This is a genomic window from Pseudomonas sp. TWR3-1-1 (genome assembly GCF_049896545.1).
GTDB classification, from domain to species: Bacteria; Pseudomonadota; Gammaproteobacteria; order Pseudomonadales; family Pseudomonadaceae; genus Aquipseudomonas; species Aquipseudomonas weihenstephanensis.
The window spans coordinates 247,551-264,051 of sequence record NZ_JAFCUO010000001.1 but is presented as its reverse complement, the minus strand read 5'-3'; the positions used below and the strand labels follow the sequence as shown (position 1 = coordinate 264,051).

The following is a 16,501-nucleotide window of genomic DNA, read 5'->3' as shown; positions in this document are numbered from 1 at the left end:
CTGCGGGCTTTTCCAGATAAATGTCAAAAGCTCGCAGCCTTGGCAGCGACTACGGGGCTTACGAGGGACCATCGTCCTTCCACGGCGCCGCCAGGTAGCGGGTTCGATTGAACGTTTCAAGCCACTCAGGGCAAAACACCACCAGCGCCGTGACCAACATCCCGTTGATGAACGCTTCCGGGAAGATGATCAGCCACAAATAACCGATAAAGTCTTCCAGCCACTCGGGCATTACAAACAACCCGTCCAGCCACAACACCCCCAACCCCACCAGCAAACACAGCAACGCCGCCAGGGCCGCAGCAAAAAAACCGGAACAAAAGATATACACAAACGGATTGCGTGGTTGCGCACGCTCAACCAGACGAGCACAGGTTTCAGTCACCGCGATCGGCAAGACAATCAACAACACGCCATTGAGGCCCATTGCGGCCAGATCCTGTCGCCCCAACAACACCAACCCTGTTTGCGCCATCAGCGCGCCGACTATCGCCAACGGCCAATCCAGCAGCAACGTAACGACGGTCAACCCAATGAAGTGATAGGACACTCCGGTGTCAAAGTCGCGCCGCACCAGCCACAACAAAAACAGCGCAAACACAGTGCCAAACAGCAAATGCTGACGCCGGGTATCGCTAAATAGTTCTACCCACGGCGCTCGCGCCACTGCCCACAGCACAACGGGCACATACAACAGCCAACCGATCACCATCGTTTGGGCAGATAACACCTCGGCGGCAATCATACGAGTGCCCCCCACTTAACCTTACTCAAGCACACCGCTCAATCCTCCCTGTTTAAAGCCTGTGTGGATAATACGGCTCAGTCTACACCGCGCACTTGGAGTCACACCCGTTTGGAGGCTAAGCTGCGCGCATGGATGACTCTGATTATTTACGCCTGTTAACCATTCAGGCCGAGCAAGCCAATGCCTTTTTGTCCAATGCCCGCAAATGGGAGCGTGAGCGTTGGGTCTGCCAGCGCCTGCTACAAGGCTTGAATATTGGCTATCACACGCAAGACTTCACCCAACCCGATCACGAGCCGCCGGACGTTTTGTTTCGCGATGCGCGGTTTGAGGTGTTCTTTGTCCTTGATGAAGGCCGGCGCCTGAGCGATGAATGGCGCGACGAGCTGCAACGTCGTCGCAACGCTTACTCATTGAGCCAATTGGTACGCCGCGAAGCCCGCCCCAAACGCATACCCGCTAGCAAGTTGCTGCAACGGCTCAGCCCCACACTGCACAAAAAGGCCACCAATTACCGCGAGCGCGATATCGACTTGGGGCAGTTGGACATCATTGCGTTTTCCAGCCTCAAACGAGAGGTGCTGGACCTCAACAGCCACTTCCCGCCGCCCACCGAATATTTGCGCATGGGGTGGCGCTCGCTGTCGCTGGTGGGGCCAACCTTCGCCAGGGTGCTGTTTGCGCAACCGGATGCCCCTGACTTTCTGCGCAGTAATTTGGGGCGCAGCATTATTTTTGATGTCGGAATCAGTCTGTGAGCCCATTGCAAGAACTGATCGCCCACGTACCGCAAACGGGGCGTGTACGCTGGATCGGTGTGCGCCCCGCCTCGCGCGCCGACCTGTTGGAGCTTGCCGCGGTAGAAGCACGCCGCGAAGCCGGATTGACTGGCGATCATGCCCGCCCCGGTGCGCGCAATGCGCGACAAGTCACGTTGGTTCAATGGGAGCACTTGGCGGTGATAAATTCGCTGCTGGGCCGACCTGCTGACAACCCCGTATTACCTCAAGATTTGCGACGCAACATTGTGGTCAGCGGTATCAATTTGTTCAGCCTCAAAGGGCGGCGCTTCAGCATTGGCGGGGCGATTTTTGAGACCACGGGCTGGTGCCAACCGTGTGCGCGACTTGAACAGCGGCTGGGAGCAGGCACGTTTCAAGCCGTGCGCGGCCACGGAGGGATTACGGCCAGGGTTATAGAAAGCGGAATCATTCGTCTAGACGACGAACTGCGGGTCGAGCCTTTAGGCCCCAGCGGCTATGCTTCTTTTCATCCCGGTTGAATCAAAGCTGTAGCTTTTACACATCCCGCAACGTCTATCTGACGAGGCAAATGCTATGTCCAGTCGCTTGAACCCAGATGACCAACAACGTGTCGAAGAGTATCTGAAACTGCCACAGCATCAGGTTGAGCGCCGGCCCTTCAGGCCGTGGTTGCTCCTTGGGGTGGTATTGATCGTGGTCATCAGCATGGGTTTTTTGAGCCGCCTACTGAGTTATTTGGCGCTATGAGCTGCATGGCGCTCGCCCAACTGACTCCAGCACAGAATTTTTTTTCAAGCCTTGAGAGTGATACCTATGACCCATCGTATTGTGATTGTCGGCGGCGGCGCCGGCGGCCTGGAGTTGGCGACCCGCCTGGGCAAAACTCTGGGTAAACGCGGCAAAGCCAGCGTTACGCTGGTCGACGCCAACCTGACCCACATCTGGAAACCCTTGCTGCATGAAGTCGCTGCGGGGTCGCTGAACTCCTCCGAAGATGAACTCAACTACGTGGCTCAAGCCAAATGGAACCATTTCGAGTTTCAGCTGGGGCGCATGAGTGGTTTGGATCGTGAGGCGAAAAAGATCTCATTGTCGGCAACCCTCGATGAAAATGGCGAAGAACTGGTCCCCGCACGCGAGCTGAGCTATGACACGCTGGTGATTGCGGTGGGCAGTACCACTAATGATTTCGGCACCTTGGGCGCCGCTGAGCATTGCCTGTTTTTGGATACGCGCAAACAAGCCGAAAAATTCCATCAACAGTTGCTTAACCATTACCTGCGCGCGCACGCAGGCCAAACCGACGCCATTGAAAACATCAGCGTCGCCATCGTCGGTGCGGGTGCTACCGGCGTTGAATTGGCGGCCGAGTTGCACAATGCCGCACACGAACTGGCGGCTTATGGGCTGGACCGAATCAAACCCGAAAACATGCACATCACCGTGATCGAAGCCGGGCCGCGGGTATTGCCCGCGCTGCCGGAGCGCATCGGCGGGCCTGTGCACAAGACGCTGGAAAAACTCGGGGTCACGGTGCTGACCAACTCAGCCGTGAGCGAAGTGACGGCCGATAGCCTGATCACCAAAGACGGCCAGGTCATTCCTGCAAGCCTGAAGGTATGGGCCGCCGGGATTCGTGCGCCGGGCTTTTTGAAAGACATTGCCGGGCTGGAAACCAACCGCATCAACCAATTGGTGGTGCGCCCGACCCTGCAAACCACCCGCGATGACAATATTTTCGCCTTTGGTGACTGCGCGGCATGCCCGCAACCCGGCACAGACCGGATGGTGCCGCCTCGCGCTCAAGCGGCCCACCAACAAGCATCGCTGCTGGCCAAATCGTTGAAACTGCGACTGGAAGGTAAACCCAACCTGCCGGATTACCACTACCGCGATTACGGCTCGCTGATTTCGCTGTCGAGCTTTTCGGCTGTGGGTAACTTGATGGGCAGCTTGATGGGCACCGTCATGCTCGAAGGCTGGCTGGCGCGAATGTTCTATATATCGTTGTATCGCATGCACCAAATGGCGCTTTACGGCACCTTCCGCACCTTGATGCTGATGCTGGGTAGCCGAATCGGACGCGGCACCGAGCCGCGCCTGAAACTGCATTAATGCTAAATCTGTAGTCGCTGCCGCAGGCTGCGAAGGTTAAAAACTCGCAACCTTTGCCAGCGACAAGGCTATTAGCGCCCGGCGTGATTGCCCGCCTCAGCTTCACGGCCTTTAAAGCCGTGGGGCTGATGCTCCTCAAAGAATTTAATGTCCCGCTCAAAGTCCGCCAGCAACAGCTTGGCCATGTCGATCGACAAGCCCTGACGCACCAAAATCCTTTGCACGACTACCTTTTCAACGTTTGCCGGCAGGCTATATGCCGGGACGAGCCATCCGCGTATGCGCAAACGGTCTGCCAAGTCGTACAGCGAAAAATTGGCGTTAGCGCCCGGCTTCAGTCGCCAGGTCAACGCCGGAATCCCCAACTGCGGATCACCGTTATAGAGCATTTCAAACGGCCCGATTTTGACCAGTTCACGCGCTAAAAACTGCGCAGTTTCGTAGCACGCCGAGTGAATCCGCTCATACCCTTCACGGCCTAAACGCAAAAAGTTGTAGTACTGCGCAATGATCTGCCCCGCCGGACGCGAAAAGTTGAGGGCGAATGTCGGCATGTCTCCGCCCAGATAATTCACATGAAAAATCAGACCCTCAGGTAAGTCCTGCGCATCGCGCCATACCACCCAGCCTGCACCCAGCGGAGCTAAACCGAACTTATGCCCTGAGGTGCTGATGGACTTGACCCGCGACAGGCGGAAGTCCCACTCAATGTCCGGCGCACAGAACGGGGCCAGCATTGCGCCACTTGCCCCGTCGACGTGAATTGCCACGTTCAGACCGTTGCGCTTTTCAAGATCATCCAGCGCATCAGAAAGCGGCTTCACCGTTTCATACAGGCCCGTAAAGGTTTGGCCAAAAGTCGGGACCACCACGATGGTGTTTTCATCGACTCGTTCGAGCATGTCCTGCGGGGTCATGAACCATTGCCCTTCTGACATGGGCACTTCGCGAATTTCAACGTCCCAATAACGCGCAAATTTATGCCAGCACACTTGAACCGGTCCGCAGACCATATTCGGAGTGGTGGTCGGTTTGCCTGCGGTTTTGCGGGCTGCACGCCAGCGCCACAGGGCGGCCAGGCCTCCGAGCATGCACGCTTCGCTGGAACCTACCGTGGACGTGCCGATGGTGGTCGCGGCAGCAGGCGAATGCCATAAGTCGGCAAGCATGTGGATACACCGACTTTCAAGCTCGGCGGACTGCGGGTACTCGTCCTTGTCGATCATGTTCTTGTCGATCGACAGGTCCATGAGTTTGTGAACTTCGTCTTCTTCCCAGGTCTGGCAGAAAGTCGCGAGGTTCTGGCGAGCGTTACCGTCCAGGTACAACTCGTCATGAACCAGTTGGTAAACCTCACGCGCAGATTGCTCTGCCTCGGGGAACAATTTGGTTGCTGCGGCATGGGCCAGTGCCGATGAGCCAAAAACGGGGTCGGTGTCGCGATGACGTTTGATTCGGTGCAGCGCCATGTGAACTCTCCTTGTGTAATCGACAGTGGCTGGGCCGACCTCCTCTCACTGGCTCAGCGTTGGGCTAACAGCATAGACAAGCATTTCGACTTTGCCCTGCCTGCGGGCATGTCCCCGAATTCCGTCCTATAGTTCCTCGCGACCCATCGTCCGCACGGAGCGAGCGCAATGAAAATACAACCCACCACGGTTGACGATTCAGTGACTCACGCACTGCAAACAGCCCATCAACGCTTTGCCAGCAACCACCACGGTAAAAATGCCAGCTACATCCCGTACCTGGCTTCAGTCCCGGCCAACCTGTTCGGCATCAGCATCATGTTTTGTGATGGCACCCATGCCGAGGTCGGTGACACCGATTACGCCTTTGCCATCGAGTCGATTTCCAAGGTATTTACCCTGGCCCATGTACTGGATGACATTGGGCCGCAGTCCTTGCGCAGCAAGATTGGCTGTGACCCCACGGGCGAACCTTTCAACTCGGTGGTAGCGCTGGAGCTGCATAAGGGGCGACCGCTCAACCCATTCGTCAACGCCGGGGCAATGGCCACCGTGAGCTTGCTCAAGGCCCAGACGGCAAAAGAGCACTGGGAGAAAATTCACGCGACCTACAACGCGTTTGCCGGACACGAACTGGCAGTAAACGAAGAGGTGTATGCGTCCGAAGCGTCGAGCAATCAGCACAACCGGGGGATTGCCTGGCTGCTTCAGAGCTACGGCTACATGCATGCCGATCCAATGCAAGTGTGCGACGTATATACCCGTCAATGCTCGGTGGCCATTACCTGCCGCGATTTGGTGACGATGGGCGCAACGCTGGCCAATCGCGGGGTCAACCCGGTGACGCAACAACGCGTGGTCGAGGCCAAAAACGTCGCCCCTATATTGGCCGAAATGACTTTGAATGGCCTGTATGACACCACGGGCGACTGGTATTACAAAGTCGGCCTGCCTGGCAAAAGCGGAGTGGGCGGCGGGATTCTGGCCGTGGTGCCGGGTGTCTGTGCAATCGCAGCGTTTGCGCCACCACTGGATGTAGCGGGCAACAGCGTTCGCGGCCAACTGGCCGCCGAGCACCTCAGCCGCACGCTCAATTTGAGCCTGCTGGATTAATCACGCGACATGGAGGGTGACGTTATGGCTACCACCAGCAAGGCTAAAACTTACATCTCATGGCTGACCATCTGCTTCATGATGGTCGCCGCAGTGGCCAGTATCCGTTCACTGCCGAGCATGGCGGTGTATGGCCTGGGTTCGGTTTTTTTGTACATCATCCCGGCGCTGTTGTTCTTCATCCCCGTATCGCTGGTCGCCTCTGAACTGGGTACGGGCTGGAACGGCGGAATTTATGGCTGGGTACGCCAGGCATATGGCGATAGGCCCGGCTTTTTCATCATGTGGTTCATGTGGATTCAAGTGGTGGTGTGGTATCCCATCGTGCTGGGGTTCGGCGCGAGCACCATGGCCTATCTCATAAATCCTGAGTTGGCCAAAAGTGGCGTTTTTACCGCCACGGTGATCATCGTGCTGTATTGGATGTCGACGTTTATCACGCTGAACGGCATGACCACGCTGTCCAAGCTGACGTCGTGGTTCATGCTACTGGGTACTGCGCTACCCGCCGCGTTGCTGGTGATATTAGGCGTTGCGTGGTTGGTATTGGGGCATAAATCGGCGACCCCACTGACCTGGGATGCCTTGATCCCTACCATTTTTGACACCCACCAAACCGTGAAGTCCGGTGCGCATAATTTGCACGGCGATCTGTGGCGCGAGTTCACCGGCTCCATCTCGGGGCTGGTGTTGATTGTGGGTAACTTTCTGGCATTTGCCGGTATCGAAATGAACGCCATTCACGCCCGCGAGCTGCGTAATCCGCAAAAAGAAATGCCGCGGGCTATCTTGCTAGCGTTTGTGTTGATCATGCTGGTGTTTATCCCGCCTACCGTGGCGATTTCACTGGTCGTGCCCGCCGATTCAACCAGCCTCACCGCTGGTGTGATTCAAGCGTATGCCGCGTTCTTCGAGGGCTTTGGCATGCCGTGGGCAACCAAAATCATGGCTGTATTGTTGATTATTGGTGCTTTGGGTGGCGTGTTGGCCTGGACAGGCGGACCGTCGACCGGCCTGTTATTTGTCGGTAAAGCGGGGATGCTGCCGCCCAGCCTGCAAAAAGTGAACGCTAAGGGGGTACAAAAAAATATTTTGTATCTGCAAGCGGTCATCGTGACCTTGCTGTCGACCATTTACATCTTTATCGACAACGTGTCCGACGCGTTTTGGATGATCAGCGCCATGGCGGCACTGATGTATCTGATTATTTATGTGTTTATGTTTTTGGCGGCCATGAAGCTACGTAAAACCCAACCTACGGTTAAACGCGGCTTTGTTCTCAAAGGGCTGCATGGCTGGTGTTACTTGGGGCTGTTCTCGACGTGCGTGGCACTGATCTTTGGGTTTATTCCGCCCAACAACTTCAGCCATATGCCGTTTTTCGAATATGCGGGGATCTTGCTAATTGGCCTGGTGATTGCTGGCGTGCCGCCTTTTATCTTCTATGCGGTGCGCAAACCGTCATGGCAGATGGTGCCAAAGGCGGAAGCCGATCAATATTCAGCTGCATTGCAGGATCTACAGGACGCGGATGATAAGGCGGCCAAAGCTTGAACCGTCGCAGGCGCACCTGGCTCACGTAGCAGGTGCCGCAGGCTACGCGCGAATGCGCGGTGATTGTAAATCCTGAGTCCACGACCCTTTGAGCCGTCGCGACAGCTGATTTACAACCGCTGCGCTGCCCGACGTAGCCGCGCGGAACTCGTCATCGGCTACATGGCTTCAAATGACTTTTCTACAGGCATAAAAAAAGCGTCCCGCAGGACGCTTTTTTTAATGGCTTTTGACGCGATTGGCGTCAGAGCCTGATTTTCTACACCCATTACTGCCGGGCAGAAAATGGTCGGGGTAAGGGGATTCGAACTCCTGACATCCTGCTCCCAAAGCAGGCGCGCTACCGGACTGCGCTATACCCCGGTAAAAAAAAGGCACCTTCAAAGAGGCGCCTTCTGCGATCAGTGCTTTTGGCCTCTGATCTTAAGATCTAACCCCAGTCAACTGGAGCCAAAAATGGTGGGTCGTGTGGGATTCGAACCTACGACCAATTGGTTAAAAGCCAACTGCTCTACCAACTGAGCTAACGACCCAAAAATGGTCGGGGTAAGGGGATTCGAACTCCTGACATCCTGCTCCCAAAGCAGGCGCGCTACCGGACTGCGCTATACCCCGGCTTGAAAATGGCTCCACGACCTGGACTCGAACCAGGGACCCAATGATTAACAGTCATTTGCTCTACCAACTGAGCTATCGCGGAACTACATATTTCAATCTACAACATTGTAACTCTTTGCAACTCTCGTTGACTTCAGCGTATCGCTACGTTGACGTCTCTGAGGCGGGCCATTCTACAACCTTTCAAACCCTTGTCAACCCTTATTTTTCGTTAGAAGACAATGTGTTAGCTCTTCTAGCGGGCTTCCTGGTTTGGGCCAAGTTGCCGTTGCGGGTGACTTACTGCGGGGCGCATCTTACAAGTGTTTTCCTTACGGATCAACACCCTAACGAAAAAAACTAAAAAAAGGCCTCGCAGTGCGAGGCCTTCTTCAAAACACCGCTGTAGAGCGTTAGGCGAAGACGATTTCGTCGTCTTTCACCGTAGCCACGACCGTCGAGCCTGGCAGGAACTGACCGGACAGAATCAGTTGAGCCAGCGGGTTTTCGATCCAGCGCTGGATCGCACGTTTCAGAGGCCGCGCGCCATATACCGGGTCGTAACCTACCGCAATCAACTTGTCCAAAGCCTCCTGGCTCAATTCCAGCCTCAGGTCACGCTCAACCAGACGACTGCGCAGGCGACCCAACTGGATCTCAGCGATACCGGCGATCTGATCACGGGCCAGAGGCTCGAAGATCACCACTTCGTCGATCCGGTTCACAAACTCCGGCCGGAAGTGCGTACTCACCGCATCCATCACCGCAGCCCGTTGCGCTTCGCGATCACCGACCAGCTCCTGGATCTGTGCAGACCCCAGGTTGGAGGTCATCACGATCACCGTGTTGCGGAAATCGACTGTACGACCGTGGCTGTCTGTCAGTCGACCGTCCTCAAGCACTTGCAGCAGCACGTTGAACACGTCCGGATGCGCCTTCTCGACTTCGTCCAGCAGAATCACCGAGTAAGGCTTGCGGCGCACAGCTTCGGTCAGGTAGCCACCCTCTTCGTAGCCCACATAGCCTGGTGGTGCACCAATCAGACGAGCCACGGAATGTTTCTCCATGAACTCGGACATGTCGATGCGCACCATCGCCTCTTCAGTATCAAAGAGGAACTCGGCCAGCGCCTTGCACAACTCGGTTTTACCGACACCGGTTGGGCCAAGGAACATGAACGAGCCGCTAGGACGGTTCGGGTCACTCAACCCTGCACGCGAACGACGTACCGCATTGGACACGGCTACAACCGCCTCGTCCTGACCAATCACACGTTGGTGCAGCAAGCTTTCCATCTTCATCAGCTTGTCGCGCTCGCCTTCGAGCATTTTAGACACGGGAATACCGGTCCATTTCGAGACGACTTCAGCGATTTCCTCTTCGGTCACTTTGCTGCGCAACAACTGGTTCTCAGTTTTGCTGTGCTCGTCGACCATTTGCAGGCTGCGTTCCAGGTCAGGAATGATCCCGTACTGCAACTCGGCCATGCGGTTCAGGTTACCGCTGCGGCGTGCGACTTCCAGTTCCTGACGCGCTTGCTCGATCTTTTGCTGGATCTGGGCAGAGCCCTGCACTTCGGCTTTTTCCGAAGTCCAAATTTCTTCCAGGTCGGAATACTCACGCTCAAGGCGCTCGATTTCTTCCTGCAATTTTTCGAGACGTTTTTTCGCTGCCTCGTCTTCTTCTTTCTTCAACGCTTGGGCTTCAACTTTCAGTTGAATCAGGCGGCGCTCCAGGCGGTCCAGCACTTCGGGCTTGGAGTCAATTTCCATGCGAATACGGCTGGCCGCTTCGTCGATCAGGTCAATCGCCTTGTCAGGCAACTGGCGATCGGTGATGTAGCGATGGCTGAGTTTGGCCGCCGCAATGATCGCACCGTCCGTAATCGCAACCTTGTGGTGAACCTCATAACGCTCTTTCAGGCCACGCAGGATGGCGATGGTGTCTTCTTCGCTCGGCTCATCCACCAGTACTTTTTGGAAACGACGCTCAAGTGCTGCGTCTTTTTCAATGTATTGGCGGTACTCGTTGAGGGTGGTAGCACCCACGCAATGCAACTCACCGCGAGCCAACGCAGGCTTGAGCATGTTGCCCGCGTCCATCGCGCCTTCGCCTTTACCGGCACCGACCATGACATGCAACTCGTCGATAAACAGGATGATTTGCCCTTCCTGTTTCGACAGCTCGTTGAGCAATGATTTGAGGCGCTCTTCGAACTCGCCACGGAACTTGGCACCCGCAATCAGCGCACCAATGTCCAGCGACAGCAGGCGTTTGCCTTTCAAGCCGTCAGGCACTTCACCGTTGATGATCCGTTGAGCCAAACCTTCGGCGATGGCGGTTTTACCCACGCCAGGCTCACCGATCAGCACCGGGTTGTTTTTAGTCCGACGCTGCAACACTTGAATGGTGCGACGAATTTCATCGTCACGGCCAATCACCGGGTCGAGCTTGCCTTCTTCGGCACGCTTGGTCAGGTCGATGGTGTATTTGTCCAGCGCCTGGCGCGACTCTTCAGCGTTCGGGTCATTGACGGCTTCGCCGCCGCGCAGGTTGTTGATGGCGTTTTCCAGGGCTTTTTTGCTCACGCCCTGCCCCAGCAACAGCTTGCCCAGCTTGCTGTTATCGTCCATCGCCGCCAGCAATACGATTTCGCTGGTGATGTACTGGTCGCCTTTCTGTTGCGCCAGACGGTCTGCCTGGTTCAGCAAACGTGCCAAATCCTGCGACATGTTGACGTCGCCGGTAGGATTCTGAATTTTTGGCAGTTGATCGAGCTCTTTGGTCAGCTCTTTACGCAGGCTGTTTACATCAAAACCGACTTGCATCAGCAAAGGCTTGATCGAGCCGCCCTGCTGTTCCAGCAATGCCTGCATCAAGTGCGCGGGCTCAATTGCCGGATGGTCATGGCCAACAGCCAATGACTGAGCATCGGACAACGCCAATTGCAACTTGCTGGTTAATCTATCTATACGCATTCGTCACCTTCCTTATGAGCAGGCCGGAGGGATGGAAACTCCTGAATGAAGAAACCTGCCAGATACCTTAGTAGATGCGGGCAATTCTGGGAGTTTCAAGCGTAAGACGAATGACGCAGATCAGCCTGGGGATGATTCGATCCAGACCAGTGATGCGAAACGGCCAGTACGAGGACTGCGCCGGTAGGAATAAAAGCGTGGGTCGGTGACCGTACAAAAGCCGCCGCCATAGACCGCAGTGATACCGCAGCGTGCCAACCGCAGGCGCGCCAGCGCGTAAGTGTCAGCCATAAAGCGCCCGGCGTTGATGCTGGGTACAAACGCGGTGCCAGCGTGAGGCATGTCCTCTATAAAGACGTCACGCACCTCCCCACCCACTTCAAAGGCTTTCGGGCCGATGGCAGGCCCCAGCCAGACCAATATGTCACAAGGTTCAACATTGAGGCTTAAAGCTGCGGCTTCAAGGACACCTGCGGCCAACCCCCGCCACCCCGCATGCGCGGCCGCCACGCGGGTGCCGGCACGATCGCAGAACAGTGCAGGCAAACAGTCGGCGGTCATTACCGTGCAGGCGATACCTGGCGTAGCCGTCCAGCTGGCGTCAGCCTCGGCAATCTGCTGCGGATCGGCAGGCGCGACGACAACCCCGTGAACCTGGCTGAGCCACGCGGGCTGCACATCGAAAATGTGGGTCAGGCGCTGGCGGTTATGTGCGACGGCAACGGGATCGTCGCCGACATGATCGCCCAGATTGAAGCTGTCGAACGGCGCCACACTGACACCGTTCGCACGGGTGGTCACGCAGGCCCTGATGCCTGCCGGCGCTGGCCAGTCAGGAATCAGGAAGGTGTTCATCCGATGAACGCCTCGCGGTCTTGCTTGAGCAGGGTCAGCAACCAGACAAAGTCGTCTGGCAATGGTGATTCCCAGCTCATGCGCTTACCGGTCGTCGGATGATCCAACTCAAGGAAGCGTGCGTGCAAGGCTTGGCGCGGAAAGTTTTTCAGCGACTCGACCATGGTCACACTGGCTGCCGGCGGGATGCGGAAGCGACCGCCGTAGGCAGGGTCTCCGACCAACGGGAAGTTGATGTGAGACATATGCACGCGAATCTGGTGCGTACGCCCGGTTTCCAGCTTGACCCGCACATGCGTGTGGGAACGGAAGCGCTCAAGCACGCGGTAATGACTCACCGCCTGTTTACCGCCTTCCATTACCGCCATGCGCTGGCGTTGCTGACCGTGACGGCCGATGGGCGCGTCGATCTTGCCCCCGGCGGTGACGACACCGATAACAATGCACTCATAGATCCGGCTGACACTGCGGCTTTGCAACTGGGTGACCAGTTGCGTCTGCGCCTGGATGGTCTTGGCGACCACCATCAGACCGGTGGTGTCTTTGTCCAGACGGTGCACGATCCCCGCACGCGGCACATTGACAATGTCCGGTACGTGATGGAGCAACGCATTGAGCAAAGTGCCATCGGCATGCCCGGCAGCCGGGTGCACCACCAGGCCCGCAGGCTTGTTGATGACCAGGATTTCATCGTCTTCGTAAACGATGTCCAGGGGGATGTCTTGGGCGACCCACTCACCCTGGGCTTCCTGCTCGGCAGTCAGCTCCAGGATGGCACCACCGTGCACGATGTCACGGGGACGTATGACGCCTCCGTCCACAGTGAGGCGGCCGTCCTTGATCCAGGCGGAAAGGCGCGAGCGCGAGTGCTCAGCGAATAATTGTGCGGCGACTTGATCGAGGCGTTGGCCGCCCAATTCGGACGGCACCTCTGCGCGAAGTAGTATTTTCTCGGACATGCTCATCAGGACGGCGCCAAGCCTTTGGTTTCGGCTGCGCGCTTGTGGTTAAATACGGCGTCTTTTGCCCCGAGGCTTTTCACGGGGCGCTCATCATAACAGGACGGCCTCGCCCAAGACAGCGGCCGTCATAGGGACGCAAGCCGCCATGCAAGTGAGACACCTGCTGCTGATCGCCATCCTCGCACTGACCGCCGCTTGCTCGTCGACAAAGGAAGTCGTTGACGAAAACCTCAGCGAAGTCGAGCTGTACCAGCAGGCACAGGCCGATCTGGACAACCACAGCTATACCAGTGCAACCGCCAAACTGAAGGCGCTTGAGTCACGCTACCCGTTCGGGCGTTACGCCGACCAGGCTCAGCTTGAACTGATCTATGCCTACTATAAAAACTCCGAACCGGAAGCTGCAAAGTCTGCCGCAGAGCGTTTCATTCGCCTGCACCCCCAGCATCCCAACGTTGATTACGCCTATTACCTTAAAGGCTTGACCTCGTTTGACCAGGACGTTGGCCTGCTGGCACGCTTTCTGCCGCTGGACATGACCAAGCGTGACCCGGGTGCTGCCCGCGACTCTTATAACGAGTTCGCCCAGCTCACCAGCCGTTTTCCCAACAGCCGTTACGCGCCGGACGCCAAGCAGCGCATGATTTATCTGCGTAACCTGCTGGCAGCGTACGAGATCCACGTAGCTCACTACTACCTGACGCGTCAGGCGTATGTAGCCTCGGCTAACCGTGGCCGTTATGTGGTTGAGAACTTCCAGGAAACCCCTTCGGTGGCTGACGGCCTGGCGGTAATGGTTGAGTCTTATCAGCGCCTGCACCTCGACAAACTGGCAGATACCAGCCTTGAAGTGCTCAAGGACAACTACCCGAACCACGCAAGCCTGGTTGACGGTCAGTTCGTACCGCAAGTGTCCGAGTCGGACAACCGTTCGTGGTTGAGCAAGGCGACGCTGGGGCTGATCGAGTCCAGCACACCACTGCCACCGGGTGAAACCCGCGCCAACCAAGACGTGCAGAAGCAGTTCCAGGATGCAAAAGATGCAATCCCTGCTGAACTGAAACCAAAAGATGCTGATGGCAACATCATCGAAGAGCCAGAAACGGAAACCAACAGCCGTTCGTGGTTCAGCTACATGACCCTTGGTCTTTTCGACTGATCGTCAACGCATCAAAAAAGAGTCCTTCGGGACTCTTTTTTTTGCGCTGCATTTGATGCTGGGCGCTTACCCGGTCCTTGGCTAAACTGGCGCATCTTTTCTCGAATAGCGAATAACCATGTTTCGTTTACTGTTCTGGGCGGCACTGATTGCTGCGGGCGTGTGGTTCTGGCGTAAATACAAGGCCAGCCTCGCAGCCACTAAAAAGCCGGTCGATCCTGGCGCTATGCCAATGGTGCGTTGCGCCCATTGCGGTGTGCACTTGCCACGTGACCGCGCCTTGAGTCAGCAGCAAGAGTGGTATTGCACCCAAAACCATTTGGAACAAGGCCCGGGCAAGCGCTGATTGGTTTCCCCTGGCGCAGCCAAACCCTGTAGGTGCTGACGAGTAATGCGAGACTGCGTTCGGCGGCAAAGCCGTCGTAAAGCCATTCAACCTGGTGATTCAGACGCATCGCAGTCATCAGCTTTACGAGCGCTGCGCACTCGATCGCAGCCTCGTACCTCGTCAGCGACTACATAAAAACGCGAAGAAACGCGAACGTGTAGCCGCTGACGAGTAACGCGAGGCTGTGATCGGCGGCAAAGCCGTCGTAAAGCCATTCAATCCGGTGATTCAGACATATCGCAGTCATCAGATTTACGAGCGCTGCGCACTTGATCGCAGCCTCGTGCCTCGTCAGCGACTACATAAAAACGCGAAGAAACGCGAAGAAACACCAACGTGTAGTCGCTGACGAGTAACGCGAGGCTGTGATCGGCGGCAAAACCGTCGCAAAACCATTCAACCCGGTGATTCAGACATATCGCAGTTATCAGCTTTACGAGCGCTGCGCACTCGATCGCAACCTCGTGCCTCGTCAGCGACTACAAAAAAACGCGAAGAAACGCGAAGAAACACCAACGTGTAGTCGCTGACGAGTAACGCGAGGCTGCGTTCGGCGGCATAGCCGTCGCAAAGCCATTCAACCCGGTGATTCAGTTGCATCGCAGTCATCAGGTTTACGAGCGCTGCGCACTCGATCGCAGCCTCGTGCCTCGTCAGCGACTACACGATTAAACTCGCCCGTGCGGTGTGTACGGGGCAGGGTCGATGATGGGGCTTCGCCCCAGTAACAAATCGGCAAACAACTGGCAAGAAGCCGGTGCCAACACCAGTCCATTTCGATAGTGCCCGCAATTCAACCACAAGCCTTCAAAGCCTGGTAGCCGGCCAATATAGGGTATGCCTTCAGGCGAACCTGGCCGCAAGCCGGCCCAATGCGCCACAGGCTGGGCATCGGCCAACGCAGGGATCAGCTCCACGGCCGACGCTTTCAGGCTTTCAAGCGCCGACTCGGTAGGCGTTTTATCAAAGCCTTCGTGCTCCAAGGTGCTACCAATCAAAATATGGCCGTCACGACGCGGTATTGCGTAGCGCCCTTTGGCCAACACCATACACGACAAGAAATCAGACGAGCATTTGTACAAAATCATCTGACCTTTTACAGGTTCTACGGGCAGCTCCAGGTTCAAGATTTTGAGAAGTTCGCCACTCCAGGCACCCGCGGCCAGTACCACTTCATCGCCAAGCATCGGGCCTTGAGCCGTGTCGACCCCCTTGATAGTTGTGCCATCAAGAATAAATCCCTGTACCTCACACTGCTCATGAATGGTCACATTGGGCATCGCCAGCAGCGCAGCCTTAAGCGACTTAACAAGACGCGGGTTACGCACATTGGCCACGTCTTTCATATAAATGGCGCGAGAAAAACCATGACCCAACACAGGCACACGACTTTCAACCGATGAAATATCCACCGCACTCAGAGGCCTGCCTTCACGCTCGGCCCATGCCAACGCCTCCGCTTCATCATCCAGATCCAGCCAGTACAAACCCGTTGTATGAACTTCAGGATCGACGCCAGTAGAGGCAAACAAGCGCTCAGCCAAACGCGGATAAAAATCTTGCGACCAATGAGCCAACGCCGTGACCGCAGGGGTGTAGCGCCAAGGGTAAAGCGGCGAAACAATACCCCCGCCCGCCCATGAAGACTCCTGCCCAACGGTGTTGCGGTCCAACAAAGTCACCTGTTCAACGTCGGCGGCCAGATTAAACGCCGTTAACAGGCCTATCACCCCGCCTCCAACAATCACCACCCGTTGCTGCCTAGCCATCTATGCATCCAACCCATCATCAAAATAAAG

Annotated in this window: 14 protein-coding genes and 4 tRNA genes; 8 read left to right on the top strand and 10 right to left on the bottom strand. The window is 56.4% G+C overall.

Annotated features, from left to right (window positions below; genetic code table 11):
• Positions 1 to 58: 58 nt before the first annotated feature.
• Positions 59 to 745, bottom strand: a complete 687-nt coding sequence (locus tag ACP7A4_RS01310) for an energy-coupling factor ABC transporter permease (RefSeq protein ID WP_048362480.1) — start codon at positions 743 to 745, stop codon at positions 59 to 61.
• A 131-nt stretch (positions 746 to 876) separates the two neighbouring features.
• On the opposite strand from ACP7A4_RS01310, the gene ACP7A4_RS01305 reads away from it, so the two are divergent.
• The 4 genes from ACP7A4_RS01305 to ACP7A4_RS01290 all read left to right on the top strand — a co-directional run bounded on the left by ACP7A4_RS01305 (position 877) and on the right by ACP7A4_RS01290 (position 3,627).
• Positions 877 to 1,506 carry a DUF1780 domain-containing protein gene (locus ACP7A4_RS01305; RefSeq protein ID WP_059761490.1) on the top strand — a complete coding sequence of 210 codons (630 nt, stop codon included), beginning with the start codon at positions 877 to 879 and terminating at the stop codon, positions 1,504 to 1,506.
• Positions 1,503 to 2,030 carry an MOSC domain-containing protein gene (locus tag ACP7A4_RS01300; RefSeq protein ID WP_059761489.1) on the top strand — a complete coding sequence of 176 codons (528 nt, stop codon included), beginning with the start codon at positions 1,503 to 1,505 and terminating at the stop codon, positions 2,028 to 2,030. The genes ACP7A4_RS01305 and ACP7A4_RS01300 overlap by 4 nt, the downstream gene beginning before the upstream one ends.
• Before the next feature lie 55 nt (positions 2,031 to 2,085).
• Positions 2,086 to 2,259 (top strand): DUF3094 family protein, encoded by a 174-nt coding sequence (locus ACP7A4_RS01295; protein WP_048362477.1) that lies wholly within the window; start codon positions 2,086 to 2,088, stop codon positions 2,257 to 2,259.
• A 66-nt stretch (positions 2,260 to 2,325) separates the two neighbouring features.
• Complete coding sequence (locus ACP7A4_RS01290; RefSeq protein ID WP_059761488.1) at positions 2,326 to 3,627, top strand: NAD(P)/FAD-dependent oxidoreductase; 1,302 nt, start codon at positions 2,326 to 2,328, stop codon at positions 3,625 to 3,627.
• Positions 3,628 to 3,698: 71 nt separating this feature from the next.
• On the opposite strand, the gene ACP7A4_RS01285 is transcribed toward ACP7A4_RS01290, so the two are convergent.
• Positions 3,699 to 5,096, bottom strand: a complete 1,398-nt coding sequence (locus ACP7A4_RS01285; protein ID WP_059761487.1) for a glutamate decarboxylase — start codon at positions 5,094 to 5,096, stop codon at positions 3,699 to 3,701.
• A gap of 168 nt (positions 5,097 to 5,264) precedes the next feature.
• On the opposite strand from ACP7A4_RS01285, the gene glsA reads away from it, so the two are divergent.
• Entirely contained in the window at positions 5,265 to 6,209 is a 945-nt protein-coding gene (glsA, locus tag ACP7A4_RS01280; RefSeq protein WP_203302251.1) for a glutaminase A, read from the top strand.
• A gap of 24 nt (positions 6,210 to 6,233) precedes the next feature.
• Complete coding sequence (locus ACP7A4_RS01275; RefSeq protein ID WP_048362473.1) at positions 6,234 to 7,763, top strand: amino acid permease; 1,530 nt, start codon at positions 6,234 to 6,236, stop codon at positions 7,761 to 7,763.
• Positions 7,764 to 8,049: 286 nt separating this feature from the next.
• On the opposite strand, the gene ACP7A4_RS01270 is transcribed toward ACP7A4_RS01275, so the two are convergent.
• The 7 genes from ACP7A4_RS01270 to rluD all read right to left on the bottom strand — a co-directional run bounded on the left by ACP7A4_RS01270 (position 8,050) and on the right by rluD (position 13,152).
• Positions 8,050 to 8,126 (bottom strand) — tRNA-Pro (locus tag ACP7A4_RS01270).
• 94 nt (positions 8,127 to 8,220) lie between these two features.
• Positions 8,221 to 8,296: transfer RNA gene (locus ACP7A4_RS01265), tRNA-Lys, on the bottom strand.
• Between the two features lie 5 nt (positions 8,297 to 8,301).
• Positions 8,302 to 8,378, bottom strand: a tRNA-Pro gene (locus ACP7A4_RS01260).
• Positions 8,379 to 8,387: 9 nt separating this feature from the next.
• Positions 8,388 to 8,463, bottom strand: a tRNA-Asn gene (locus tag ACP7A4_RS01255).
• 310 nt (positions 8,464 to 8,773) lie between these two features.
• Complete coding sequence (clpB, locus tag ACP7A4_RS01250) at positions 8,774 to 11,338, bottom strand: ATP-dependent chaperone ClpB (RefSeq protein ID WP_048362472.1); 2,565 nt, start codon at positions 11,336 to 11,338, stop codon at positions 8,774 to 8,776.
• A gap of 120 nt (positions 11,339 to 11,458) precedes the next feature.
• The gene (pgeF, locus tag ACP7A4_RS01245) at positions 11,459 to 12,193 is read right to left on the bottom strand and encodes a peptidoglycan editing factor PgeF (protein ID WP_426245219.1); all 735 of its coding nucleotides are present in this window, start codon (positions 12,191 to 12,193) and stop codon (positions 11,459 to 11,461) included.
• The gene (rluD, locus tag ACP7A4_RS01240) at positions 12,190 to 13,152 is read right to left on the bottom strand and encodes a 23S rRNA pseudouridine(1911/1915/1917) synthase RluD (protein ID WP_048363011.1); all 963 of its coding nucleotides are present in this window, start codon (positions 13,150 to 13,152) and stop codon (positions 12,190 to 12,192) included. The genes pgeF and rluD overlap by 4 nt, the downstream gene beginning before the upstream one ends.
• 148 nt (positions 13,153 to 13,300) lie before the next feature.
• Here rluD and ACP7A4_RS01235 point away from each other — a divergent pair, with 148 nt between their 5' ends.
• On the top strand, positions 13,301 to 14,314 hold the full coding sequence (locus ACP7A4_RS01235; RefSeq protein WP_048401365.1) for an outer membrane protein assembly factor BamD: 1,014 nt from the start codon (positions 13,301 to 13,303) through the stop codon (positions 14,312 to 14,314).
• Between the two features lie 118 nt (positions 14,315 to 14,432).
• Positions 14,433 to 14,660 (top strand): PP0621 family protein, encoded by a 228-nt coding sequence (locus ACP7A4_RS01230; RefSeq protein WP_048362469.1) that lies wholly within the window; start codon positions 14,433 to 14,435, stop codon positions 14,658 to 14,660.
• 710 nt (positions 14,661 to 15,370) lie between these two features.
• Here ACP7A4_RS01230 and thiO read toward each other — a convergent pair.
• A complete protein-coding gene (thiO, locus tag ACP7A4_RS01225; protein WP_426245217.1) occupies positions 15,371 to 16,471 on the bottom strand; it encodes a glycine oxidase ThiO in 1,101 nt (366 codons plus the stop codon).
• Positions 16,472 to 16,501: the final 30 nt, after the last annotated feature.